Here is a 25,018-nt window from a genome sequence, read left to right on the forward strand (position 1 = left end):
CAGCAGCGGTGAGACGACCGGATCCGTGCGCGCTCGGGGCGGCTACGACGCCTACTTCGGGTCGGCCGAGCAGAGCGATACCGGTAGCACCTGGCGCTCCACCGTCGCGGGGCGCGGCCACCAGCCGCCTCCGCCTCCCGGCCGAGCCCAGACGCCCGAACCGGATGCGGGTGAATCATCGGATGCCGGAACAGGATTCACGGTCGGGCCCGAAAATAGCGGATCCGATCCCGCGCCGCGGAGCCCTGCCTTCGGGGGCCCGGCGAACCAGCACGGAAGTGAATCCGCGGCCGGAGTCGGCGGACCGGCACCGGGCGGTCCGCCGAACGCCACCACGTACGCAACACCCGCACCACCGGCGGGGGTCGACGTCCGGTCGACCCCGGCACCACCGGCCGCGCCGGTCCCACCACCCACCGGCTCATACGCACCCAATGGCTCGGCCGCGCCCAACGGCCAAGCCCCGCAGGCAGGTTCGGTCGCGCCCCCCGGCCAAGCCGCGCCCACCGGCCCGGTCGTGCCCACAGGTCACGCGGCGCAGTCTGGTTCGGTCGCGCCCACGGGCCATGCCGCACCATACGGCTCGTCCGCGCCCACAGCTCACGCCGTGCCCATCAGCTCGACCTCCTCCACCGGTCAGGTCGCGCCCACCGGGCAAGCCGCCGCTTTCGGTTCCGCCGAGGCCACCGCCCCAGCCAGCGCGCATACGGCGCCCACCCGGGCGCGGAGTCGGACCGGCACCCAACCAGACTTCATTTCCCCTTCCGCCCTCCAGGATTCGCGCCAGCAGGCCGCAGCACCGGCTGTTCGGACGCCGGATCGCGCCGCGCTGCCCGAATCGGCCGGATACCAAGCCCTGCCGCTCTCGCTGACTTCGAATGAACTGCTCGCCGATATCGCGGCCAGCCGTCAGGCACAGCTGCGCTCGACCACGGGGATGCGCGGCGTGTTGAACAAGGTCGGGTTCAATCTCGGCCTTTCACCCGCCGAGTTGCGCACCGAGGACCGGCATGCGCGCATCCGCCGTCAGCTGGGCACGGCTTATCAAATAGCGGTGCTGAATGTGAAGGGCGGCGTGGGCCGTACCACGACCGTGGCGGCACTGGGCGCGACCTTCGCCTCGCTGCGCCCGGATCGGGTCACCGCCATCGACGCCAATCCCGATTTCGGTGATCTGGCCGCCCGCACCAGTCGGCACCCCTTCGGCCTGACCCTGCGCGATCTGGCCCAGGAACGTCACCTCGACGCCTTCTCCGCGGTGCAGTCGTTCGCCTCGATCACCAATTCCGATCTGGCCGTGGTGTCCTCGCCGTGGTCGCCGGCGGCCATGGAGGCACTCACCGGTTCGGAGTACCTGGCCGCCACCGAGACCCTGCGCAAGCATTACAATCTGCTGCTCGTCGATTGCGGCACAGGCGTTCTCGGCTCGGCCGCCAGTGCGGTGCTCGAGTCCAGCGATTCGGTCGTGCTGGTCACCCCGGCTACCGTGCGCGGGGTCACCGGTGCGGTCGCCACCCTCGAATGGCTGAACGCGCACGGCCAATACCGGCTGGCCGCCAATTCCGTCATCGCGATCGTGCTCCAGCAACCGTCCAAGCCGGTCGTCGAGGTCGAGCGCATCGAGGAGTTGTTCGCCACCGCGCAGCGGCCCACGCTCGTCATCCCCTATGACGAGCATCTGGCCGAGGGCGGCGAAATCGATCTGCGCCTGCTGGACAAGGACACCGCGCTGGCATTCGAGGAGCTCGCTGCCACCGTCGCCGACGGTTTCCCGGACACCATGATGGCCGGTTACGGCCGGACCGAACGAGGAGGACGGCAGTGAGCGCCCCCTCCGCCGTGGCCGCGCCGGCGGCGCCCGCCCAGCAACCCGCCGAGGTCGCCCGTGCCCGGGTAGCGATCATGGTCGCCTCCTATCAGGTCGATGTGGTGTTGCCGACCAAGTTCAGCGTCGAAACCTTCATGGACGACCTGATTTCGGTGCTGGTCACCGCCGTGGACGATCCGACCGTGGACTTCACCGCCGAGAACGGTCACTGGACGCTGGCTCGCCCGGGCAAGTCGCCGCTGCCGCGCTGGAGCACGCTGGCCGAGCACGATATCGCCGACGGCGCTCTGCTACTGCTCACCACCACCGAATCGGCGGAGGCGTTCGATCCGCTGGTGGAGGACATCACCGACGCGCTGGCCCGGGTCAACGAGCGCGAGTTCACCGAATTCGATTCCGGAACAGCGGCTTTGACGGGCATATCCGCTTTCGGAGCGGGCGCGCTGGCGATCACGGCCCTGCTGTCCTGGTCCTGGATGCGCACCGGTTCGGTGCTGTGGTGCGCGGTGCCCGCGCTCATCCTGGGTGTGCTCTGCGTATTCGCCGCGACCGCGCTGGAGCGGCGCTATCGCGAGCCCAGGCTCGGCCTCGGCGCGACCTTGACCGCGATACCGCTGCTCGGGGTCGGCGCGGCCATGCTGGTGCCGCTGCCGTATGGGCAGCACGGCATGTTCGGGTCGGCGAATCTGGCCACCGGTGCGGCCGTGGCCACCGTTGTCACCGTGATCCGGCTGCGCTCGACGCGGCTCGGTCTGCCGGCGCTGCTTGCGACGGCGGTGCTGGTCTCGCTGCTGGCCCTGGCCGCGGCCGTGGAAACCGCCCTCGATCTTTCGGCGCGTCAGCTGGCCGGTGCGATGGTGCTGGCCGGACTGCTGTTGCTGACCGCCGCGCCCCGGCTGGCGGTGCTGGTCGCCCGGATTCGCCCGCCGGATCTGCCCGATCCGGGCCGTGAGGTCACGCACAGCACGCTGACCGATATCTTCGACGCCGAGACCGCGGTTCCCGGGGAAGAGGAACAGCCTGCGGCGCAACGCAATCGGGCCACGCTCTCGCTGGAGAGCCGGGCGCGCCTGGCGATCAACGGATTACGCGGACTCATAATCGCGGCCGCGCTGCTGCTGGCGGGTGCGGCGGTGCTCTCGGCGGCGCTGAGCCCGGGCGGTATTCGCGAAATCATCATGGCCGCGGCCATTTCGGGTGTGCTGGTGATGCGGGCCCGCTGGTATCCGGACCGGGTCCAGGCCATCGCGCTGGTCGCGGCCGCCGCCGCCACCGTGATCGGTATCGGGTTCGTCCTGGTCGGCGCCTACGCCACCGCGCCCGCGCGCCTGGTGGTGGTGCTCGTGATCGCCGCGCTGGCGACCGCGGGCGCGGTCTCGGGCGCGCGCCTGCCCGCGGTCCGGCTGTCGCCGGTCGTGCGCCGCATCATCGACCTGATCGAATACGCGTTCATCCTCACGGTGCCGGTGCTGGCCTGCTGGATCATGGGCATCTACACCGCGATGCGGGGGCTCTGATGAGATTCGCCGGCGCGTCCGTGCTGCTGGCCGTGCTGCTCGCGCTGGCCCCCATGACCGCGCCCGCATTGGCCGTCCAACCTCCCGAGGTGGTCACCGGGCCCCCTCCTGCCGATGACACGCCCGGGCCGGAGCTCCCCACCAAACAGGACAAGGGCTGCGTCGCGGTCGGCGTGCTGCCCAATAGCGATCCGGCGCAGGTGCCACCGCCCGAACGCGCCCTGGACCTGCGCCGGGTGCGGGCACTGAGCACCGGTGCGGGAGTCACCGTCGCGGTCATCGATACCGGCGTCGGCCCGAATTCCCGGCTGCCCAACCTGGTCGGCGGCGGCGATTATGTGCAGGCGGGTGGCGACGGCCTCGCGGACTGCGATGCGCACGGCACACTGATCGCCGGAATAATCGGCGCAGCGGCCGATCCGGCGGATGGCTTCGCGGGTGTCGCGCCCGACGCGCACCTCATTTCGATTCGCTATCGCTCCGGGGCGTACAGCCTGGACGGGATGCTGAATCTCGATGCGGCGCAGCGACTCTCGGTCCAGATCCGGGGGCTGGCGCGCGCGATCACCCGGGCGGCCAACCTCGGCGCGCAGGTGATCACCGTCGCGCTACCGGTCTGTGTTCCCGCCGGTCTCGGGGTGGACCAGTCCACCCTGTCGGCCGCGGTCTATTACGCCTCCCGGGTCAAAGGCGCGCTCATCGTGGCGGGCGCGGGTGGTTCGGGCAGCGGTTGCGAGCAGAATCCCGACATCGATCCGGGCCGCCCCACCGATCCTCGCAACTGGACCGGGGTCAAGACGATCTCCAGTCCGGGCTGGTTCGCCACCGATGTGCTGACCGTCGGCTTCACCACCGCGACCGGGGATGTCATGGCGGATTCGCTGACCGGTCCGTGGGTTTCGGTCGCCGCACCCGGCACCGGAATCGAATCGCTCGGTCCCGGCGGCGGTGATCTGATCAACGGTGTCGGTGAACCGGGCAAGCTCAACGCGGTCGGCGGCGCGTCCTTCGCCGCGGCCTACGCCAGCGGTGTGGCCGCGCTGCTGCGCTCGCGCTATCCGAACGAATCGCCCGCCGAGATCGCCGCCCGGCTGCAGGCCAGTGCGCATGCACCCGCGCGCGGGATCGACAATATCGTCGGTGCGGGCCTGATCGATCCACTCGCGGCGCTGAGCTATCGCAACGCCCCGGCCGCCCCCGCCGGGCTGTATCGCGGTGCGGTGCTGAATATTCCGCCGCCGCCGCGCGCCAAGGACCGGCGTCCCGGTATCACCGCGCTCTGCGTCGTCGTCTCGGCCGCGCTGCTCGGCGTCGGCTCGAACGCGGCGTACGGCATGTTCCGGAGGAGACGGTGAGCGAATCACGCTTCGGGGTCGGCGGTATCGGCCGGGTCCCGCTGGCCGTCCTGGTCATCGTCGGCGGACCCGCGCTGGCCGCGCTGACCGCGCACACACCGTGGTGGGTCGGCGCCATCGCGGTCGCGATCGCGCTGACCGTGACCGTGCTGCGGGTACGCGCCCGCACACCCGTGGACTGGCTGGTGATCTGGGCCGGATACCGATGGGGCCGGACCACGCGGGCCGAGCGCCGCACCTCGGTCACCGAGGTGGTCGACATCGATACCGCCGCGGGGCCCTGCGGAATCCGCTTGGGCGACAACACCTTGGTGGCGATGATCCAGCTCGCGCCCAATCTCGATCTGCCCACCATCATCACCGAGCAGACCGTGTACACCGAGGACACCCTCCCGGTGGGCCTGCTGTTGCCGCTGCTGGAGCAGTACGGCATCACCGTGGACATCGATATCGTGACCACCGGCCGCCGTGCCCGCCCCACCGGTGATTACAGCATGCTGTACGACCAGTTGATCGGCACGCATCCGGTGATCGGTGAACGACTCACCTGGCTGGTGGTCCGCCTGGACCAGCAGCGCAATCTGGCCACGCTGACCCAGCGCGGCCCCTGTGCGGTCTCGGGACCGCGCGCCCTGGCCGCGGCGACCCACCGGATCGGCACCCGATTGCGTGAGCGCGGGATCATCGCCCAGGTACTGCCCGCCGCCGCGGTCCGCGAGGCGACCCTGTTGCTGCACACCGGGGTTCGCATGCCGGAATTGCGGGAGGAATGGGATCACCTGGGCGTGGGCGCCTCGGGTCGGCGGGTGGCCAGTTTCATCGTCGACTGGACCCGGCTCGGGGATGCGGTGCTCGACGACTGCTGGAGTTGGAATCGGGGCTGGACCACCGTCGTGATCGGATTGTCCAGCGGCGACGACGGCCCACGCGGTCTGGTCCGCTTCGTCGGTCCGGAGCCGGAGGGCCCGCTGCCCGCCTATCTGCGGCCGCTCTCCGGTCGGCAGTCCGAGGCTTTCCTGGCCACCTTGCCGGGGGAGCGGTCGGTACGGGAGCTTCCCCGCGCCGATCGCGGCGGCGATCACGCCCCGGCGGAGGTGCTCGCCGATCTGGTCGTGCCGATCGGGCCGAACGGTCAGATCCTGGGCGTCATCAGCGGTCAGCCGCAGCACACCCTGGCGCTGCCGCTGTTCGATCCGGCCCGATTTCACCCCCGCCGCCGGACGGTCGACATCCGGGCGGCGCTGCCGGTGGCGCAGCAGATCGTCCTGCGCGCCATGGTGGTCGGGGCCAGCGTCGAGGTGCACTCCTCGCGGCCGCACGCCTGGCTGCCGCTGGTCAACGCGGTCGGCGATCCGCTGTCGCTGCGCCTGGCGGCCGAACCCGGTGCGCGTGAGCAGGATCCGAATACGCCGCCGGTCACCCTCGAGGTGTTCGATCAGATGTCGCCGCGCGGTTCGGCCGCCAATGCCATGGTCACCATCGGCGATCCGGGCACCCGCCCGCGCCGGACGGTGGATCTGGCCATCGAACAGGTCGACGACGGCACCGTCGAGATCGGCATCCCGATGCGCACGGTGCGCGTCGATCTCATCGAACCGCGCGGTGAGACCAGATATTTCGAGCAACCGCCGAATCCGGCCGGCCCCGAGCCGGAGCCCGACGGCGCAACGGCGCCCGCGGGTGCGCCGGTTCCGGTCCCCGGTCCGTGAAATCGGGTCCATCAACTGAAATGAGGTGGGGCAGTAATGTCTTCGGGCGTGGTAACCGATTCCCAGTCGTATGAAAGTGATGGCCGGACGCTCGGCGAGGACGAGGAACAAAGTCCGCGCCAGGCGGCCGCGGCGATATTCTCCAGTCGATTGTCGGCGTTGATCTCCGAATCGATGGTGTCGACCGAGGACGGTGCGACTCGATCGCTGACCCTGTATTCGCTCGCACAGCATCTGGAGCTGGCGTACCCGGATGTGCCCGTCTCCCAATCGGGTTTGTACCGGCTTATTCACGGGGACGCCATTCCGCGGCTCGATCTGATCATCGCGCTGGCCCGGGTATTCGATGTGCCGCCGGAGTATTTCGTGACCGGGGAGAGAACTCGCTGATTCCCCGAATGCCTTCTCGGCAGCGGGAATAGCGCGGTCCCGAATCCGCGCCGCGCCTCGATACGATCCGAGCCATGCCCGACAAGGACCCGGGGGATATCTTCCTCCAGCACCGGGAAGCGGTCCTGGAAGCGCTGTTGTCCGATCCGGCGCTGGGATGGACCGGCACACCCGCCACGGAACAGCCGCCTTTCGGGGAATTCGATGACGGTTTCGACGTCTCCGGCGCGGCGGCCCCGGACTCCGCGGCCCTGGACCCCGCACCCCCGTCCGGCGGCGGGCCCAAGGCCAGTGAACGCATTCTCGCGCTGCTGAACGGCCACACCGCCAGTACCGAATTCGAATGGTCGGATTACGCGCCGCCGGCGGCGGAGAAGGCCCCGGAGTTGCCCGCCGCCGAGAAGACCGCCGAAAAGCTCGGCGCGACCGGCCGCGGCGCGCGCTCCCCGGTCGCGCGGTTCGCCGATCCGATCCGCGATCTGGCCCTGCGCGCCCGGCAACCCAAGGTGGCGTTGGCGATCGCGGGCGTACTGGTGCTCGTGGTGGTGCTGGCCCTGTTGACCTCCGGCGGTGAGCCCGAGAACACCGGCAGTCGGACGGTGCTGGCCACCGCCACCGGTCCGGCGAATCCGGCTCCGGCCCAGCCCACTTCGACCGCCCCGGCGGCGGGCACCCCGATCCAGATCAAATCCGCTCAGTCGCACTGCCCGCCGGGCGGGACCCCCGCCATGGACGCGTTCGCGGGCACCGGCAAGGCGTGGTCGTGCCCGCGCGCGTACAAGGTCGACGGCCAGATTCTGGTCATCGATCTGGGCCGTTCCTATCGGGTCGATTCCATCGGCATCGTTCCGGGCTGGGACGCCATCGGTTCCGACGGCGGTGATCAATGGGCGAAATACCGTACGGCGACGCGGATCTCGTACAAATTCGATGACGCCAATGCCACCACCTACACCCAGCAGACGCTGGACCAGCGGGCGCTGGTCGTCACCAAGGTGAGTCCGGAGATCAGCGCGACCAAGATCGTGCTGACGGTCCTGGAATCCAAAGGCGATCCGACGATCAATTCGGTCGCCCTGTCTTCGATTGTGGTCACCGGACATTGAGCGTTTTCGAATCGATCTGCGAGTACTGCTCGCACCGCAGCCCCGGCGATGCCGCGAGCTGTATCCAATGCGGTGCGCCGCTGGCCAAGTTGATGTCCGGTGATCCGCTGGCCCTGATCGGCCCGGTCATCGCGAGCGCCGACAAGTTGATCGGCCCGACCGGTAAAACCGTCGAGGGTGCGGTGAAGGCGGTATTCGGTGGCGTGGGTCCGCGGCTGCCGCAGTGGATCGGCGCGCTGGTGGGTGTGGTGGCGATGGCGGCGGCGGTCTTCTTCCTGGTGAACTCGTGCGGGCCGGAGTTGAGTTCGGGGTGGAACGCTCCGGCGCGGACACTGCCGCAGACCTTGCTCGCGGCCTCGACATGCAGCGGGGCGGGGGAGAGTCAACAGTGTGTCGTCGCGGCGGGTAATCCGTTGCTGGCGGCCGGAATCGGCGGGGGCCGGGAGTTGGCCTACGCGGCGCGGGTGGTTTCGCCCGATCAACTCGCCAATGATGTGCGGCAGTGGCGATCCGCGGGTGCGACGGTGGTCGCCGACGGTACGACCTTCATCGCCATCAGCCCCTCGTCGAATATCTGGTACGCCGACACCCAATCGGGGCTGCGGCTCGAGACCGGTTCGCTGCCCAACGCGGCCGCCGCTCGCGCCTTCCTGATGCGGTCCGGGCTGCTCGGCTGACGACGTCCGGGTCTTCTCAGCCATGAAGACTTGTTACATTAGTTGATGTGCCGTTATTTAACGGTACATCAAACAGGTGCTGTGACCGCAGGGTACGGCTCGAATCTCGGGAAGGTGCGGACGATGGTGGCAACCACGCTGCGGATGCTTTCGTGGCAGAAGCTCCGCGAAGATCCAGCGGACCTCGAGGCGGTCTACTTCCGTTGGATACGCCCCGACGCGACGATCGCCATGGTGAGCGATCGCGCCGGGCAGATCCTGCGCCGGCACCTGGAACTGGCCGAAGCGCGTCGCCCGGGCACGGCGGTCACCCGCGTCTACCGGCCCGGCGACGAGAGCGAACTCGGCCCGGCCATTCAGATCGTCAATGACGATATGCCGTTGCTGGTCGACTCGCTGTCCTGCCTGCTGCGCCGCTTCGGCGCCGCGGTCAGCGAGGTCATCCACCCGGTCTTCGATGTGCTGCGGGACAACCAGGGTCGCCTGCGCGGGGTCGCCCCCGGCACCGGCGCGCCCCGCGAGGCGGGCCGCCACACCATCGCCGAATCCTGGATTCACGTGCAGCTCGGTCCCCAGACCGACGCCACGCTGCTCGACCGCATCGAACACGCGCTGCCCGATCTGCTCGCCGCCATTCGGGGCGTGGCCCGCGATACCGCCGCCATGACGACCACGCTGTTCAGCGTGGCCGCGGCGCTCGAGGGCGCCGCGACCCGCGAGCACGATGGCGAGATCGCCGATTACGCGCGGCTGCTGCGCTGGCTCGGCGACGGCCACTTCACCCTGCTGGGCTATGGATATCACAGCGCCACAGCCGATTCCGAGACGAGCGGGCCGACCGGAAGTCCCGAACTGCTGCGCCGGGCCGGGCTCGGCATTCTGCACGATCGGATCGCCTCGGACCTGGACATTCCCACCGTCCCGGCCGGTCCGCCGGTACTGCGCCTGTCCAGCGGCTCCCTGGACGGTGTGCTGCCGGGATCTCCGGACGGCTACATCATCAGCGTCGCCGATCCGGGGACGGCCGCACCCGGTCAGCCGCTGCCGATGCCCGGAACACACGTATTCATCGGAACCTTCACCGTCACCGGCCAGCACGAGAACATCCTGGACATCCCGGTGATCTCGCGGCGCGTGCACCAGGTGATGGAGTGGGCCGGCCTGCGCTTGAACTCGTTCTCCGGCCAGGAGTTGCTCGAGCTGCTGCAGACCTTCCCGCGCGCGGAATTGTTCGCCACCGACACCCGCCGCCTGTTCGAAACCGTCTCCGCCGTCATGGATTTGGGTCTGCGCCGACAGGTGCGGCTATTCCTGCGGCCCGAGCCCCGCGGCGGCGCGGTGTACTGCCTGGTCTATCTGCCGCGGGACCGCTATTCGACCGAGGTCCGGCTGCGCATGCGCGAGGTGCTGCGCGCGGAGTTCGACGGTGAACAGGTCGACTACTCCGCGCGCGCGACCGAATCCGAGCTCGCCGTCGTCTATTTCACCGTGCACCGGCCCATCGGAGCCCCCGCCGCCGACGTCTCGGAGGAGAGCCGCGCGCGTATTCAGGAACTGCTGTTCGCCACCACCCGCTCCTGGTCCGATCTGCTCGTCGCCGAGGCTGCTCGCGGATCGGAGGTGCCACCGGAGGTCGCCGCCGACTACGCGGCCGCCCTACCGGCCACCTATCGGCAGGAGTTCGCGCCCGCGCGCGGGCTCGCCGATCTGCGCCGCCTGCGCCCCCTGGCCGAGGGCGGTATCGACACCCAGCTGTGCCGGCGGCCCGGCGCGCGGGCGGGGGAGTGGCGATTCACCCTGTACGTGCACGGTGCGGAGGTCTCGCTGAGCCGGGTGCTGCCCATATTGCACAGCCTGGGTGTCGAGGTCGTGGACGAACACCCCTACCCGCTGCTGCTCGCGGATGGTTCGCGGCGCTGGATCTACGATTTCGGCCTGCGCGTGCCGACCGGGATCGATCAGCCGGATCAGCTGCCGGACAATGATATTCACGGACGATTCGCCGATGCGGTGACCGCCATGTGGTTCGGCGGGGTGGAGGTCGACGGACTCAACGAGCTGGTATTGCGCGCGGGGCTGGACTGGCGGCAGATCGCGATCCTGCGCGCCTACGCCCGCTATCTGCAACAGGCGGGCTTCGCGTACTCCTTCGGCAATATCACCCGGGTGCTGCAGAGCCATCCGGATATCGCCCGCTCCTGCGTCGAATTGTTCGAGGCCCGTTTCGATCCCGACGGTGCGAGCGAACTCGCGGCCCTGCGGGCGTTCACCCTCGATGAGCAATTGCGCGCCGCCATCGACGCCGTGGTCAGCCTGGACACCGACCGGATTCTGCGGGCACTGCTCGATATGATCGGCGCGACGCTACGGACCAGCTACTTCCGCACCGACCGGATCGGCGGCGACCGGGACTACCTGTCGTTCAAGTTCGATCCCCGCCGCATCCCCGTATTGCCCGAGCCGCGACCGCAATTCGAGATCTTCGTCTACTCGCCCCGGGTCGAGGGCGTGCACCTGCGTTTCGGTGCGGTGGCGCGCGGCGGATTGCGCTGGTCGGACCGCCTCGGCGACTTCCGCACCGAAATCCTGGGCCTGGCCAAGACGCAGGCGGTCAAGAACGCGGTCATCGTCCCGGTCGGCGCCAAGGGCGGATTCGTGGTGAAACGCCCGCCCGCCGCCACCGGCGACCCGACCGCCGACCGTCAGGCGCTGCAGAGCGAGGGAATCGCCTGCTACCGCACTTTCATCTCGGGCTTGCTGGATCTGACCGACAATATCGACCGCGGCACCGGGCGGACCGTGCCCCCGCCCCGGGTGGTGCGCCGCGACGACGATGACACCTATCTGGTGGTCGCCGCCGACAAGGGCACCGCGACCTTCTCCGATATCGCCAACGAGGTCGCCCAGCGCTACGACTTCTGGCTGGGTGACGCGTTCGCCTCGGGCGGGTCGGTGGGCTATGACCACAAGGCCATGGGCATTACCGCCCGCGGCGCCTGGGAATCGGTGCAGCGGCACTTCGCCGAAATGAATATCGACACCCGGACAACGGATTTCACCGTCGTCGGCATCGGCGATATGAGCGGTGACGTGTTCGGCAACGGTATGCTGCTCTCCCGCCATATCCGCCTGATCGCCGCCTTCGACCATCGGCATATCTTCCTGGACCCGAATCCGGATGCCGAGAGTTCCTTCCGCGAGCGGGAGCGGCTGTTCGCGCTGCCGCGCTCGTCCTGGGCCGATTACGATCGCTCGCTGATCAGCGCGGGCGGCGGGGTCTACGACCGGGCGGTCAAGGCGATTCCGATCACCGCCGCCGTACGCGCGGCGCTCGCCCTGGATCCTGGAGTAGCGATGCTGTCCCCGCTGGAACTGATCCGCGCCATCGTCAAGGCCCCGGCGCAACTGCTCTGGAACGGCGGGATCGGCACCTACATCAAGGCCGCCGCCGAGACCAATGCCGAGGTGGGCGACAAATCCAATGACGCGGTGCGGGTGAACGCGAATGAGTTGCGCGTCAAGGTGATCGGTGAGGGCGGCAACCTCGGCATCACCGCATTGGGGCGGATCGAATTCAGCAATGCCGGTGGCAAGTGCAATACCGACGCCGTCGACAATTCGGCGGGCGTGGACTGCTCGGACCACGAGGTCAATATCAAGGTGCTGCTCGACAGCGTGGTCGCCGCGGGCGAATTGTCGCTGACCGAACGCAATCTGCTGCTGGCCTCGATGACCGAGGAGGTCGCCGAACTCGTACTGCGCGACAATATCTCGCAGAACTTCCGGCTCGGCATCTCGCGCGCGCACGCCCCGCAAATGGCCGCGGTGCACCGGCGCCTGCTCACCCGGCTCGAGTCCGAGGGGCTCGATCGTGCGCTAGAGACGCTGCCCTCGGATGCGGAGATGTTGCGGCGCATCGACGCGGGCCTCGGCCTGACCTCCCCGGAGTTGGCCAATCTGCTGGCGCACGTGAAACTCTCGCTCAAGCGCGAACTGCTGGCGGGCGGGCTGCCCGATCATCCCGCCTTCGCCGCGGCGCTGCCCGGCTACTTCCCGGAACCGCTGCGCGAACGGTTCGGCGTTGCCCTGCAACGGCATCCGCTGCGCCGGCAGATCATCGCCACCACGGTGGTCAATCGCGTGGTCGACTATGGCGGCACCACCTACGTCTTCCGGCTCGCCGAGGAGATGGGCGTCACCACCGAGGACGCGGTGCGCGCGTTCACCACGGTCGCGGAGATTTTCGATCTGCACGAACTGTGGCATCGGATCCGCACCACGCCCATGCCCACCGAGGTGCGCGATGAGCTCGAACTCGAGACCAAGCGCACCCTGGACCGCGCCTCGCGCTGGGTGCTGACCAACCGCCCGCAACCGATTGCCATCGGCGCCGATATCGCCCGCTACCGGCTGGGGGTGCGCGCGCTGAGTCCCATGGTGCCGGCCTGGCAGCAGGGGCGGATCGCCGAAACCCTGCTCACCCGTTCACGATCGGCGGTCGGCCGGGGCGCACCCCGCGATCTGGCCGAGCAGGTGTTCCTGCTGATCCACCGCTATCCGCTGCTCGATGTCATCGATATCGCCGAAGTCGCCGGTCGCGACGCCCGCGATGTGGTCTCCCTCTACTACGCCCTCGATCAGCATTTCGACATCCAGCGCCTGCTCGACGCGGTGGTGGGACTGGAACGCAGCGACCGCTGGCGCACCCTGGCCCGCCTGGCGGTCCGCGACGATCTGTACGACTCGCTGCGCGCCCTCACCCTGGACGTGCTGACCACCGCCGCGACCGAGGACAGCACCGAGGACAAGATCGCCTACTGGGAATCGATCAACCGCTCCCGCCTCGTCCGCGCCCGGGCCGCTCTCACCGAGATCTTCGCCACCGGCACCCTGGATATGGCCACCCTGTCGGTGGCCGCGCGTCAGGTGCGCGGGATGACCGGCGGCGCGGATTCGGTCCCCGCCACCCCGGCCGCTCTCGAGTGATGCGCCTCGACGATTTCAGGAGCTGAGACGGTCCCGGTTCGCCGCCCGAAGGGAAGGCGAACCGGGACACCTTGTGCGCCCTGGGTTTACCAGGGCAATGTGGGCGGGGCCGCCGTGATCGATTGGCCCCGTGCGGGTTTCAGCAGCGGTTCGCGGTGAAGCCGAGCGGCGCCAGGTCGCCCGCTCCGCCCGCCGAGGCGCGTGCCAACAGCGCCTCGGCGGCGGTGCCGAACGGCGAACTGTACTCCACATCGGGGGTGCAGCCGCCCTGCTCGGGGCCGCCGATGACCCCGACCAACCGGCCGTTCTGGACCCACGGCCCGCCGCTGGTCCCTTCGCCGAAGCCGTCGCAGTGGATCGCGGAACCGCCCGCGGCGATCTCCAGGGGCGCGGTGCAGGTGAGCGGCCGTCCGCGGCTGCCCAGCGGGTAGCCGCTGACGGTGACCGGCGCGCCCGCCCGCGGTGTGGCGAGCGGCAATCCGGGGACCACCTCCTCGATCTGCCTACCGTCGCGCGGCGCGACTCGCAGCAGCGCGAGGTCATGTCCGGGATCGAAGGACTCCCGCCACGCCGGATCGATGTACACCGCCGTCACGGTCCACACGCCCTCGGGGAGTTCGGCGTCGTGCAGCAGCGGTGCGAATTCGATGAGGGCGCCGGGCCCGAGCACGCAGTGCGCGGCGGTCGCCAACAGGTCGTGCCCGGGTGATGCGAGCACACTCGCCGAGCAGAAATGCGGGCCGCCCAGGCGGGCCGCCACACCGGCGGCATCGGGGTAGAACAGGGCACCGGCCGAGGGCACGGTCTCGACCTCGTACGCCGCCGGTATCTCCGCCCGCGCCGCGTACGGCGCGGCCGAGCCGAGTAGCACCCCACACACCAGAGCCGTTATCCGTCGCACCCGAGGACAGTAGCGAAGTCGGCCCGATCATTGCCGGATCGTGCCGCAATTACCGCAGAACTTCGCCGAATCGCGCAGTTCGGTGGCGCAGCTCCGGCAGGCCGGGCGTGGGGCGAGCTCGGTGCCGCAGTCACCGCAGAAGCGCGCGCCGGGGGAGCGGACGCTGTGGCAGGACGGGCACACCGGCGATATGGCGGGCAGCGGCGGGGCGATGGTCTGCTGCTGCAAAGTGTTCAATCCCAGTGCCGCGCCGAGGAATCCGATATCCCCGCCGCCGCGGGCCATACCCTGTCCGGCCCCGATGGCCATCTCGCCCGCCGCGTACCGGCCGAAGTCACCGGTCATGCGGACGTAGGTGCGGTCCTTGGCGAGTCGTTTGAGCCGCTCGGCGTCCTCCGAGGCGAGGGTGATGTCGAAGTTGCCCATGCGCGGCACCCGAAGACCGTACTCGTACAGCAGGATATTGGTCTCGCGCAGCACCGTGCTCTCGATCTGGGTGAGCTGTCCGGACAGTCCGAGCACAGGCCATTCGCCGCGTGAAATACCCTGCGCGACAGCTATTTTCATACACTTGAGCAGTAGGGTGGCGCACCAGCGCGAGGCCGCGTCCGGATCGGCCGGGTCGACCGTGCCGATCAGGCCGGTGATCAGTTCGCCGGGATCCCGTACCGAGAGCGCGAATTCGCCGAAGGCCCGCAGGGTCACCACCTGTTCGCTGACCGGATCCGCGATATCGGTGAGCCGACCGCCGAACTTGATGCCGGGCAGTTCGCGCGCGGAGACGAAATACAGTTCGGCGCGGTAGAAGTTGCCGCCGGTCAGGGTGTCCACCAGGGCGCCCAATACGGGCAGCTCATCGGCGTCGATTCGGTGCCGGCCGGGGCCCAGCGCCGCGATGATCTTGCCGGATCGTACGAACAGGGCGATCTCGTCGGCATTGACCAGGGCGCGGCTGTAGCGGCGGATATTCAGATCCGGCCATTTGTAGACGAGCTGATGCTTGCGATCCTCGGGGACCGCGATGAATTCGCGCTCGAACCATGCCATGCGGGCCTCCCTGACTGTTCCACTTCTACTGATGTATCGATGTACAGCGGCACGATAGTTCTGTCAAACAAGGGCGTATTCCCAGAATTGGGACTCTGAGCAGCGGATTTGATGTCATATCAAGCCGGTACTCCTATTGAATGCGCCGTTATATGACGGTACATTAAGTATCGATATGACCCGGATCACCTGAAAGGTCTCCACATGACTACCGTTCACCCGCCCGACGCGCCCGCGGACGCCTTGGCCGACGAGGACGCGGGCTATCACAAGTCGTTGCGGCCGCGGCAATTGCAGATGATCGCGATCGGCGGAGCCATCGGCACCGGCCTGTTCCTGGGTGCGGGCGGGCGACTGGCCAGCGCCGGCCCCGGGTTGTTCCTGCTCTACGGGATCTGCGGCGTCTTCGTCTTCTTCGTCCTGCGCGCGCTGGGTGAACTGGTGCTGCACCGCCCCTCCTCGGGCTCGTTCGTCTCCTACGCGCGCGAGTTCTACGGGGAGAAGCTGGCCTTCGCGGTCGGGTGGATGTACTTCTTCCACTGGTGCATGACCGGCATCGTCGATATCACCGCCGTGGCCACCTACATCCACTATTGGGGTGCGCTGCAGGTGATTCCGCAGTGGCTGATCGCGCTCATCGCACTCGCCATCGTGGTGAGCATCAACCTGATCTCGGTCAAGTGGTTCGGTGAACTGGAGTTCTGGGCGGCCCTGGTCAAGGTCGTGGCGCTGGTGCTGTTCCTGGTGATCGGCTCGATCTTCCTGGCGGGGCGCTTCAAGGTCGACGGTCAGTCCACCGGTTTCAGTGTCATCGCCGACCACGGCGGTCTCTTCCCGGTCGGCATGGCGCCACTGGTTTTGGTCACCACCGGCGTCGTATTCGCTTATGCCGCTGTCGAATTGGTGGGAACCGCGGCCGGTGAGGCGGAGAACCCGGAGAAGATCATGCCCCGGGCCATCAACTCGGTGATCGCCCGCATCGCGCTGTTCTACGTCGGCTCCCTGGTGCTGCTGGGCCTGCTGCTGCCGTATACCGCCTATCACGCCGGGGTCAGCCCGTTCGTCACCTTCTTCGCGAAACTCGGTGTGCCCGCGGCCGGTTCGATCATGAACCTGGTGGTGCTGACCGCCGCGTTCTCCAGCCTCAATGCCGGCCTGTACTCCACCGGCCGCATTCTGCGCTCGATGTCGATGAACGGCAGCGCCCCTGCGGTCGCGGCCCGGATGTCCCGCACGGGTGTGCCGTACGTGGGCATCCTGGCCACCGGCGCCATCGCCCTGATCGGTGTGGTGCTCAATGCGCTGGTGCCGGACAAGGCTTTCGAGATCGTGCTGAACATGTCGGCACTGGGCACCATCGCCTCGTGGACCGCGATCATCCTGTGCCAGTTGGCGCTGTGGCGGCAATGGAAGGCCGGGCAGGCCGAACGGCCTTCGTTCCGATTGATGGGCGCGCCCTACACCAGTATCGCGACGCTGATCTTCCTGGCCGGGGTGGTCGCGCTGATGGCATTCGGTGATGACGAGGTGCAGCGCGGCGCGGTGCTCGGCACCGTGCTGGTGATGGCGCCGGTGCTGGTCGGCGGCTGGTTCCTGGTGCGCAAGCGGGTGCAGCGCGTGGCCGCGGCTCGCCAGGGCTTCACCGGCCAGTATCCGGTCCTCGCGGAGCGCCGCCCGCGCCTGCAGGACGCGCCCGCCGAACTGGTGGCGGCAGAGCGGAAGGATGACCAGCTGTAGCGACCGGCAACCCGTACCCCATCGTGGCGAACTCCCTTCCCACGGTGGGGAATACGGCGTGCACGCGGTATGCCCCGTGCCCCCAGAATGGGACCTCGATTCCACGGTGGGCGAGAGGTATCCATGCCGGACCAACCCAGCACATCCGATCGCCGCCGGCCCAATCCCTGGGCCGATCGGCGCATACGCGGCACCGAGGTGCCCCAGCGGATGTCGCACCCCTGGGCGACCCGGCGACCCGGTAAGACCGATCCGGTGCACCGGCCGGATCGGCCCAACCCCCCGCCAAGTATGAGAAGCGAAGCCTCGCAGCGATTCACCCCCTCCGCCGCGGTCACCGTGGACCTCGCGGCCGAGCGGTTGGATGCCGCCGAACAGTCCGGCCGCAGTGCCAGATCACGCCCCAGCGTGCGCCGTCTCGGCGGCGGTCTGGTGGAGCTGCCCCGGATCGAGCCCATCGATCCGCGCCGGGTGGTGCTGGAGAACCCGGAGGTCCCCGAACCCAAACGCTTCTGCTGGAACTGTGATCGCCCGGTCGGCCGCCGCACCCGCGACCGACCCGCCCAGGTCAGTGGCGAATGCCCACATTGCCACTCGCCCTTCAACTTTCGCCCCCAGTTGGCCCCGGGCGACCTGATCGCCGAACAGTACGAGGTGCAGGGCTGTCTCGCGCACGGCGGTCTCGGCTGGATCTATCTGGCGGTGGACCGCAATGTCAGCGATCGCCCGGTGGTGCTCAAGGGATTGCAGAATCCGCTGGATTTCGAAGCCCACGTGGTGGCCCTGGCCGAACGCCAATTCCTCTCCGAGGTAGCGCATCCCGGCATCGTCAAGATCTACAACTTCGTCAAGCACCGCACCGGCGGTGATATGCCCGACGGCTATATCGTGATGGAGTACATCGGCGGCAGATCGCTCAAATCGCTGCTCGAGCATCGCGGTGCGCGCCTGCCCGCCGCCGAGGCCATCGCCTACGTGATGGAAATCCTTCCGGCACTGGACTATCTGCACTCCTTCGGCCTCGCGTACAACGATCTCAAACCGGACAATGTCATGGTGACCGAGAATGAGGTGAAGCTCATCGATCTCGGCGCGGTGGCTGCGATGGACTCCTTCGGCAGCCTTTACGGCACCCCGGGCTATCAAGCGCCCGAGATCACCGAGACCGGGCCCACGGTCGCCTCGGACATCTACTCGGTCGGCCGCACCCTGGCGGCGCTGGTGCTGGATCTGGGCCGGGACGACAAGGGCAATCATCTGCCCGGAATCCCCGACCCCGCGGATTGTCCGTTGCTGCAACGCTATCCGGCGCTGGACCGTCTGCTGCGCCGCGCCACCGCCGCCGAGCCGGACCGTCGATTTCCCTCCGCCTATGCGATGTACTGTCAGCTCGCGGGCGTGCTGCGGATGGTGCTCGCGGCCGACACCGGTACCGAACATCCCCAGCGATCGGTCGAATTCGGTTCCATACGCGGCGATTTCGGCATTCACACACTCATCGCCCGCACCGACGGCATGGTGCGGGGAGCCGGCGAGTCCGCGGGCGTGGATCCCCGCGATATCGCCGCGGCGCTGCCGGTGCCGCTCATCGACAGCGAGGATCCGTCGGCGGAACTGTTGTCCGGGCTGCTGCACAGTGAACCCCGGCATGCCCTGGATGCGCTGCACCGCACGCACTCTCGCATTCTTGCCGGTACCGTTGCGGCTCCCGCGTCCTATGAGCTGGAGGGCGCGCTGACCGCGGTGCGCGCACACCTGGACCTCGGCCACACCCTGCCCGCCTGCGAATTGCTCGCGGAATTGATGCCGGCGTACCGCCAGGATTGGCGCATCGAATGGTTCATCGGGGTGGCGGCCCTGCTGGACCGGCATCCCGATCGCGCGTACCGGCATTTCGAGACGGTGGCGGCCATGCTGCCCGGTGAGATCGCGCCCCTGCTGGCCCTGGCCGCCAGTGCCGAGTTGACCGTGGAAAACGTTCCCGGCGTGACCGATCCGCATCTGTGGCGGGCGGCGGCGCTGGATTACTATCGCACGCTCTGGCAGGTCAACCACGGGGTGATCACCGCCGCGGTCGGATGGGCCCGGCGACTGGTCGCCGGTGGTGAGACGCTGCGCGCGGTCGAGGTGCTGGACGAGGTGCCCGACTCCTCCCGGCATTACGCGGTGACCAGGCTGACGGGTTGTCTGCTGCTGGTCTCCCGGCCAGTCACCGAGATCACCGACGCCGATCTGGCGACCGCCGCCGCTCGCATCGAGGAGTTGGCAGCCGAACCCCGCACCGCGCAATTGCGGGTGATCCTGCTCGGGGCGGCGCTGGAGTGCCTGCGCGGCGGTGGCCGCCCGGAACGCCCCGAGGCGACGATTCTCGGTTTCCCGGTCACCGAGATCGGATTGCGTCTGGGTCTGGAATCGAGTCTGCGCGATCTGGCGCGGACGGTCCCGGATCGATTCCATCGCTATCGGCTGGTGGATCTGGCGAACCACATCCGGCCGAACACCCGCTGGTGACCGAATCAGCGCAGGCGGGGGCGCAGGAGCAGGGCCAGCGGGATCGCCGCGAGCAGCAGCAGCCATACGGCATTGCCGAGCGTCACCCACAGCACGATCGCCAAGATCGTGATCGCGACGGTCCGGACCGCCCGCGCGGGTATCGGGCCGACCTCGCCGCCGGGTACGAGTGCGGGGGAGGTGGGCAGATCGGCCAAGGTCTCGGCGAGTTGCCGCCGACTGTTCGCCGCCCAGACCGCGGTGCTGCGCTCGTCGAACTCCGGTGCCGTCAAGCGGCCGATACTGAAATGCCGGGACAGTTCGCCCAGTGCGCGCTCGCGTTCGTCGTCGCTCACCCGGCCGTACGGCGATTCGCTCATCGAGTCAGGATAGAACCGGTCGGAAAACCTCGGTGTTGCATGAGTTGCCAACGGCGGGAAGAGATTCCGTACCGGCGGGTCGCGTCGCGCCGAACCGGGTTCGCGACGGTGGATTCCGCGGCAGCCCGTCATTCGACGGCGCACCGATCGGCGCGACGCCGGGCAGAGGACCGGCACCGCCTCGATATGGTTTCCTTTAGGTATGACAGGAGGGGCCGAATACACGATCGACGAGCTCGCGCGTGCTGCCGACAGCACCGTGCGCAGCGTCCGCGTGTATCACGAGAGGGGGGTTCTCCCGCCGCCGGAGGTGCGCGGGAGAACGGGCTATTACGGGGCGGAGCATCTCAATCGAGTCCGCACCATCAGCCGGCTGCTGGACCGTGGCATCAAACTCAATGGCATCAAGGAATTGCTGGCGGCCTTCGACCGCGGCGATGATCTGGGGGATCTGCTCGGCGTGCCCGAGAGCGAGCAGTCGTCCCGGGATACACGGTCGGGCCAGGCCACGGTCACCGCGACCGATCTGCAGAATCGCTTCACCGAGGTGCCGAACGGGCTCGCCCGGGTGGTGACCGCCGGGGTGTTCGAGCCCGTGGACGCGACGACCTATCGGGTCGCCGATGCCGATCTGGCGGGATTGCTGGACCGCCTCGAGGGTGCCGGGGTGTCGATCGCGGCCGCGCTACAGGAGGTCGAGCGGTTGAAGGCCGACTGCGACCGCATTTCCCGGCGCATGGTGGATCTGGTGCGCGAGCACGCCTGGGAGCCGTTCGCGCGGTCCGAGCGCGGTCCGGACGATCTCGCCGAGTTCACCGCGCGGGTCGACGTGCTCCGCTCGGCGCCCGGACATACGGCCGAGGATCTGCTGAACCGGCTCATCGATCGGCATCTGGCGCAGGACGCCGAGATCGGCACTGTGCTGAATCCCGATTCCTGACGTGCGCTGATCGCGATTCCCGCCGAGTGTCGAATCCAGATACCGAGTGGGCTCCGCTTCCCATGCGTGGCTACATAGTCGACTTAATGCGCCGTTATTCATCGGTACATTAATCGATGTCAGCGACAGTGCCGCAGCACGGGGTGAACTCGGCGCGGAGCGGCAGACGGTAACGGAGACATCGATGTTCATGAGCTCACAGCGCACTCGGACCACTGCTCACACCCCTCGAAACAGGTGGCGCGCCCGCGTGCTGCCCGCCGCACTGGCCGCCCTCGGGGCGCTCACCCTCGGCGTCACCACCGCACCCGCGCCCGCGCAGGCCCAGGCATCGCGCGAGGCCTGTCTCTGGGACGGTGCGGGCTATCGGCAGGGCGGTACGCTCTACGCGGGCGGATGGGCATTCACCTGCGGCGTAGACGGATTCGGCGCGGCGCGCTGGTTCCGCGGTTCCGGCGCCGCGCATCGCGGCGGGACGGTTTTCAGCCCGGGCACCGGAAATCCGGTGGGGCAGTTCAGCCCCGGCGCGCGTCAACCCGGTAGTGAGTGGAGCGACTACTGCGTGGGCAGCCAGCTCATCCCGGGAACCGAGGACGTCTATGAGCTGTTCGTCATCGGCGGAGCGCTGAGTTGGCGGTCGGTCGGTCCCATCTCGGACTGGGTCTTCGATTCCCCGGTCGTGCGCCCCGCGCCGACGTGGCGCTCCTCCAGCATGTGCTACGACGGCGTGTTGAGCTGATTTCCCCCGATGCTCGTGCCGGGCGCCATGTCCCGGCACGAGCATTGTGCTGTCAGCGGTCGGTGTACGCGGGCACGCGCTGCACCTGCTGCGCGTCATCACGGTGCCCGTTGTCCCAGGGCGCGTCGCCCGCACCGGCCGGCTGGTCGCGATCGCTGACGCGCCGGTTGTCGGTGGTATCGGTGGCGCGCTGCTGCTCGTCGATGCGGCGGCCGTCGGTATCGCCGACGTGGTGGTCGCGGTCGGAGGCGCGGCGATTGTCCCCGCTCGGATCCGCATGCGGCCCGCGGCCCTGACGGCCGCCGCCGTCCTTGCCCCCGGAGTGGTCGTTGTCGTGGCTGCCGCCCTGATGGGCCAGTGTGACAAGGGGATTCGCGGATGCGGTGGTGGCGGCCACTACGGGGGCCGTGACCACCGCGCAGGCGAGCATGGAGGAGGCGAGGAGTTTGCGGGTGGTGGATGCGCGCATCGCTGATTCCTTACGTGGCGTCGATTATCGGTTCACACATGCTCCGCGGGCGGTGTCGAGAGGCGTACCAAACAACGTGCCGTTAGATAGCGTTACATCGAATAGTGTTCCACTAGTGGCGGATTCGCTGTTCCCCGCGATGAGAAGTGCCGGCCCGTCGAACATCTGGCCACCGGTCGCACGCCGCACGCCGGGTCGCCGCTGTAGCGGCGGACCCGGCGTGCGAGGGTGAATCGACTGCGTAGCGGCGGGCGGCGGACCCGGCCTACTACGAGATATGTTGTGGTTCAGCAGCTTCCGAACGAACCGCTGCATACGGTCGGGGGCAGGAACGGGCGGCCGTGCCGGTAGTCGCGGGGGCCGTCCCACGAGGGCGGGAAGAAGCCCGGGAACGGCGGGCCGGGCAGGCGACCGCTCCAATCGGGCCGATCCCGATAGTCGGGCCGATCGCCCGCCCACCCGTCGTTTCCATGGTGCGGTCGGTCCAGTGCGATTCCGGTGGCCGGATCGGTGGTCTGGGCGTAGGCGACGGCGTCCAGCGCGCCGATCGGCAGGACGGTCAGGGCGGTGAGCACGCATATCCGGGCCGCGGCCCTGCGAAGCACGGGTGTGGTGGTGTCGAACATGGGATTTCCTTCTTTCGGACCAGGCGATTAGTGGTGGCCTGGTTGGTTTCGCGGCGGTTCGTCGCCGAGGACCGCGCCCTCGCGGCGCGGGTCGGCCCCGCCGATCCAGCCGTCGCCGTCCCGGACCAGGGCGGACGCGCCGCTCGACTGCGGTGCGACCGAGACCTGATGCCCGAGTTCGCGCAATCGCCGCACGAGCGCGTCATGGTCGCCGTTGTCCGTGGCATCGACGGCGGGATGCTCACCGCCGACATTCGTGCCGGCGGAGTTGATCGCGCCGAAATCGATCATGGAGACCGCCTGCTGCGGATCCAGTCCCCAATCGAGCATGGCGACAAGGGTTTTCACCACGAACTGAATGATGACCGCGCCGCCCGGTGAACCTGCGACATGGGTCAGCGGACCCCGGGAACCGTCCGGAGCGCGGTCGAAGACCAACGTCGGGGCCATCGAACTGCGTGGCCGCTTACCCGGCTCGAGACGATTGGCCACCGGTACGCCGTCGCGGTCCAGCGGTTCGGCCGCGAAGTCGGTGAGCTGATTGTTCAGGACGAACCCGTCGACCAGATGAAATGCGCCGAAGGCTGATTCGACCGTGGTCGTCATGCTCGCGGCATTGCCGTAGCGGTCGACAATGCTGATATGGCTGGTGCCGTGCTCCACCTGCGGCGTGCTGTTTCCGACGGGCACCGGTCCGAAATCGCCGGGCTTGGCCGTGCCCATACTGCGCGCCGGGTCGATGAGCGCGGCGCGACGGGTCAGATAGGCCGGGTCGATCAGAGTCCGCGGCGAATTGCCCGGCGGCGCCACGAAATCCGGGTCGGCGAGGTATTTGTCGCGGTCGGCGTAGGCGAGCCGTTCGGCCTCGGAGATCAAGTGCACCGCGGCGGCGGTGGGTTTACCGCCATCGCGGTCGGCCTCGGTGTCCCCGCCGGTGTGCTCGGGTTTCATCGCGGCGAGGTCGGTGCCCGCGAGCATGCCCAGGACCGCCGCCACCGCGGTGCCGCCCGAGGAGGGCGCGGGCATCCCGCAGACCTCGTGGGTCCGGTACGGCGCGCACAGCGCGGTGCGCTTCTTGACCTGATAGGCGGCCAGATCAGCGACGGTGGTCAGCCCGGGGGAGCGACCGCCCGAGGCGTCCGCGATCGCCGACGCGATATCGGCGGCGATGGCCCCGGTGTAGAACGCGTCCGGGCCGTCCGACGCGATCGCCGAAAGCGTCTTGGCCATGGCGGGATTGGTCAGCGTGCCGCCCGCGGGTTTGCCGCTGCCGTCAGGCTGGAGGAAGTAGGCGCGGGAGGCGGGATCCTTGGCGAGGTCCGCCTTCGATTCGGCGATCTGGGCAGCCAGCCGGGGTCCGATCGTGAATCCCCGATCGGCGAGATCGACCGCCGGGGTGAACAGCTCGCGCCAGGACTTGCGGCCGTGCTCCCGCTGCGCGAGTTCAAGCAGTCGCAGCACCCCGGGGGTGCCGATCGAGCGTCCGCTGGCGCGCGTATTGGGTTGCGGCGCGGCGTGATCGGCCGTGCTGATCCAGCGCAGGTAGTCCGGCGTCGCGGCGGCGGGCGCGGTCTCGCGGCCGTCGTAGGCGTCCACGCGCGCGGTGGCGGCATCGTAATAGAGCAGAAACGCACCGCCGCCGATCCCGGTGGCCTGCGGTTCCACCAGGCCGAGCACGGTCTGCGCGACGACGAGTGCGTCCGCGGCCGTCCCGCCGTCGCTCAGCACGACGCAGGCCGCCTCGGTGGCGACCGGGTTCGCCGTGGCCACCGCGAAGGTGCCGGTGCGCACCGGCGTCATGCCCGAGCGGTAGCCGGTCGCGATCTCCGGGTGCAGCGCCAGATCGGTGCCGGCGGCGGCAGCGGCGGCGGCCGTGTGCGCAATGCCGTTGGGAGTCGTGGTGCAGGATGCCGGAGGCTGGTCGTTATCGGACGAGCAGGCGGTCAGCAATCCGATCAGGAGCAGTGGGGCGATACCGGCGGCGCCCCAGCCTTGCGTTCGTGTGCGCCTCATATCTTCGGACCCTAGCGGTATGGCCACCGGTGGGAAGCCGCCGCGATGTGCGGATCGAAGTACGAAATGCGTTCTCACACATCAGAATCCGATAGAACATGGATTGCC

Annotated in this window: 18 protein-coding genes; 12 read left to right on the top strand and 6 right to left on the bottom strand. The window is 68.7% G+C overall.

Going from position 1 to position 25,018, the window contains the following annotated elements; all coding sequences use genetic code 11:
• Window positions 1–607: 607 nt before the first annotated feature.
• The 8 genes from NA10_RS10285 to NA10_RS10320 all read left to right on the top strand — a co-directional run bounded on the left by NA10_RS10285 (window position 608) and on the right by NA10_RS10320 (window position 13,568).
• Window positions 608–1,825: a MinD/ParA family ATP-binding protein gene (locus tag NA10_RS10285; RefSeq protein ID WP_067566619.1), complete on the top strand. Its 1,218-nt coding sequence runs from the start codon at window positions 608–610 to the stop codon at window positions 1,823–1,825.
• Entirely contained in the window at window positions 1,822–3,345 is a 1,524-nt protein-coding gene (eccD, locus tag NA10_RS10290) for a type VII secretion integral membrane protein EccD (RefSeq protein WP_067566621.1), read from the top strand. The genes NA10_RS10285 and eccD overlap by 4 nt, the downstream gene beginning before the upstream one ends.
• Entirely contained in the window at window positions 3,345–4,700 is a 1,356-nt protein-coding gene (mycP, locus tag NA10_RS10295; RefSeq protein ID WP_067566623.1) for a type VII secretion-associated serine protease mycosin, read from the top strand. Before eccD ends, mycP begins: the two co-directional genes overlap by 1 nt.
• On the top strand, window positions 4,697–6,409 hold the full coding sequence (gene eccE / locus NA10_RS10300; RefSeq protein ID WP_067566625.1) for a type VII secretion protein EccE: 1,713 nt from the start codon (window positions 4,697–4,699) through the stop codon (window positions 6,407–6,409). Before mycP ends, eccE begins: the two co-directional genes overlap by 4 nt.
• A 36-nt stretch (window positions 6,410–6,445) precedes the next feature.
• Window positions 6,446–6,799, top strand: a complete 354-nt coding sequence (locus NA10_RS10305; RefSeq protein WP_067566627.1) for a helix-turn-helix domain-containing protein — start codon at window positions 6,446–6,448, stop codon at window positions 6,797–6,799.
• 74 nt (window positions 6,800–6,873) lie between these two features.
• On the top strand, window positions 6,874–7,905 hold the full coding sequence (locus tag NA10_RS10310; RefSeq protein ID WP_067566629.1) for a discoidin domain-containing protein: 1,032 nt from the start codon (window positions 6,874–6,876) through the stop codon (window positions 7,903–7,905).
• Window positions 7,902–8,582 carry a hypothetical protein gene (locus NA10_RS10315; protein ID WP_067566631.1) on the top strand — a complete coding sequence of 227 codons (681 nt, stop codon included), beginning with the start codon at window positions 7,902–7,904 and terminating at the stop codon, window positions 8,580–8,582. Before NA10_RS10310 ends, NA10_RS10315 begins: the two co-directional genes overlap by 4 nt.
• A gap of 123 nt (window positions 8,583–8,705) precedes the next feature.
• A complete protein-coding gene (locus tag NA10_RS10320) occupies window positions 8,706–13,568 on the top strand; it encodes an NAD-glutamate dehydrogenase (RefSeq protein WP_067566633.1) in 4,863 nt (1,620 codons plus the stop codon).
• Between the two features lie 139 nt (window positions 13,569–13,707).
• On the opposite strand, the gene NA10_RS10325 is transcribed toward NA10_RS10320, so the two are convergent.
• Together NA10_RS10325 and NA10_RS10330 are read right to left on the bottom strand one after the other, a co-directional pair.
• Complete coding sequence (locus tag NA10_RS10325; RefSeq protein WP_084514487.1) at window positions 13,708–14,469, bottom strand: trypsin-like serine peptidase; 762 nt, start codon at window positions 14,467–14,469, stop codon at window positions 13,708–13,710.
• A 27-nt stretch (window positions 14,470–14,496) separates the two neighbouring features.
• Entirely contained in the window at window positions 14,497–15,516 is a 1,020-nt protein-coding gene (locus NA10_RS10330; protein ID WP_067566635.1) for an SPFH domain-containing protein, read from the bottom strand.
• Between the two features lie 204 nt (window positions 15,517–15,720).
• Here NA10_RS10330 and NA10_RS10335 point away from each other — a divergent pair, with 204 nt between their 5' ends.
• Together NA10_RS10335 and NA10_RS10340 are read left to right on the top strand one after the other, a co-directional pair.
• Complete coding sequence (locus NA10_RS10335) at window positions 15,721–17,253, top strand: amino acid permease (RefSeq protein ID WP_067566637.1); 1,533 nt, start codon at window positions 15,721–15,723, stop codon at window positions 17,251–17,253.
• Window positions 17,254–17,544: 291 nt separating this feature from the next.
• Window positions 17,545–19,764 (top strand): serine/threonine-protein kinase, encoded by a 2,220-nt coding sequence (locus NA10_RS10340; protein ID WP_245677128.1) that lies wholly within the window; start codon window positions 17,545–17,547, stop codon window positions 19,762–19,764.
• A 5-nt stretch (window positions 19,765–19,769) separates the two neighbouring features.
• Here the strand turns inward: NA10_RS10340 and NA10_RS10345 are convergent, their stop codons facing one another.
• Entirely contained in the window at window positions 19,770–20,123 is a 354-nt protein-coding gene (locus NA10_RS10345) for a DUF1707 SHOCT-like domain-containing protein (protein ID WP_067566641.1), read from the bottom strand.
• 202 nt (window positions 20,124–20,325) lie between these two features.
• Between NA10_RS10345 and NA10_RS10350 the strand changes: the two genes are divergently transcribed.
• Window positions 20,326–21,063, top strand: a complete 738-nt coding sequence (locus tag NA10_RS10350; protein ID WP_067566642.1) for a MerR family transcriptional regulator — start codon at window positions 20,326–20,328, stop codon at window positions 21,061–21,063.
• Window positions 21,064–21,247: 184 nt separating this feature from the next.
• A complete protein-coding gene (locus NA10_RS10355) occupies window positions 21,248–21,802 on the top strand; it encodes a hypothetical protein (RefSeq protein ID WP_157556347.1) in 555 nt (184 codons plus the stop codon).
• Between the two features lie 52 nt (window positions 21,803–21,854).
• On the opposite strand, the gene NA10_RS10360 is transcribed toward NA10_RS10355, so the two are convergent.
• The 3 genes from NA10_RS10360 to NA10_RS10370 form a co-directional block, all read right to left on the bottom strand.
• Window positions 21,855–22,271, bottom strand: a complete 417-nt coding sequence (locus tag NA10_RS10360) for a hypothetical protein (protein ID WP_067566645.1) — start codon at window positions 22,269–22,271, stop codon at window positions 21,855–21,857.
• A gap of 287 nt (window positions 22,272–22,558) precedes the next feature.
• A complete protein-coding gene (locus NA10_RS10365; protein WP_067566649.1) occupies window positions 22,559–22,897 on the bottom strand; it encodes a hypothetical protein in 339 nt (112 codons plus the stop codon).
• 27 nt (window positions 22,898–22,924) lie between these two features.
• Entirely contained in the window at window positions 22,925–24,910 is a 1,986-nt protein-coding gene (locus tag NA10_RS10370; RefSeq protein ID WP_067566650.1) for a gamma-glutamyltransferase family protein, read from the bottom strand.
• Window positions 24,911–25,018: the final 108 nt, after the last annotated feature.

The sequence above is a fragment of the Nocardia acidivorans NBRC 108247 genome, from assembly GCF_001625085.1.
In the GTDB taxonomy this organism is placed as follows: Bacteria; Actinomycetota; Actinomycetes; order Mycobacteriales; family Mycobacteriaceae; genus Nocardia; species Nocardia acidivorans.

What these genes read in the sequence shown, in the direction of transcription:
- NA10_RS10320 (WP_067566633.1), top strand. Translation starts at nt 8,706, where the DNA reads ATGGTGGCAACCACGCTGCGGATGCTTTCGTGGCAGAAGCTCCGCGAA.
- NA10_RS10350 (WP_067566642.1), top strand. Translation starts at nt 20,326, where the DNA reads ATGACAGGAGGGGCCGAATACACGATCGACGAGCTCGCGCGTGCTGCC.
- NA10_RS10355 (WP_157556347.1), top strand. Translation starts at nt 21,248, where the DNA reads ATGTTCATGAGCTCACAGCGCACTCGGACCACTGCTCACACCCCTCGA.
- NA10_RS10305 (WP_067566627.1), top strand. Translation starts at nt 6,446, where the DNA reads ATGTCTTCGGGCGTGGTAACCGATTCCCAGTCGTATGAAAGTGATGGC.
- NA10_RS10345 (WP_067566641.1), bottom strand. Translation starts at nt 20,123, where the DNA reads ATGAGCGAATCGCCGTACGGCCGGGTGAGCGACGACGAACGCGAGCGC.
- NA10_RS10340 (WP_245677128.1), top strand. Translation starts at nt 17,545, where the DNA reads ATGAGAAGCGAAGCCTCGCAGCGATTCACCCCCTCCGCCGCGGTCACC.
- NA10_RS10365 (WP_067566649.1), bottom strand. Translation starts at nt 22,897, where the DNA reads ATGTTCGACACCACCACACCCGTGCTTCGCAGGGCCGCGGCCCGGATA.
- mycP (WP_067566623.1), top strand. Translation starts at nt 3,345, where the DNA reads ATGAGATTCGCCGGCGCGTCCGTGCTGCTGGCCGTGCTGCTCGCGCTG.
- NA10_RS10330 (WP_067566635.1), bottom strand. Translation starts at nt 15,516, where the DNA reads ATGGCATGGTTCGAGCGCGAATTCATCGCGGTCCCCGAGGATCGCAAG.
- NA10_RS10360 (WP_067566645.1), bottom strand. Translation starts at nt 22,271, where the DNA reads ATGCGCGCATCCACCACCCGCAAACTCCTCGCCTCCTCCATGCTCGCC.
- NA10_RS10335 (WP_067566637.1), top strand. Translation starts at nt 15,721, where the DNA reads ATGACTACCGTTCACCCGCCCGACGCGCCCGCGGACGCCTTGGCCGAC.
- NA10_RS10310 (WP_067566629.1), top strand. Translation starts at nt 6,874, where the DNA reads ATGCCCGACAAGGACCCGGGGGATATCTTCCTCCAGCACCGGGAAGCG.
- NA10_RS10370 (WP_067566650.1), bottom strand. Translation starts at nt 24,910, where the DNA reads ATGAGGCGCACACGAACGCAAGGCTGGGGCGCCGCCGGTATCGCCCCA.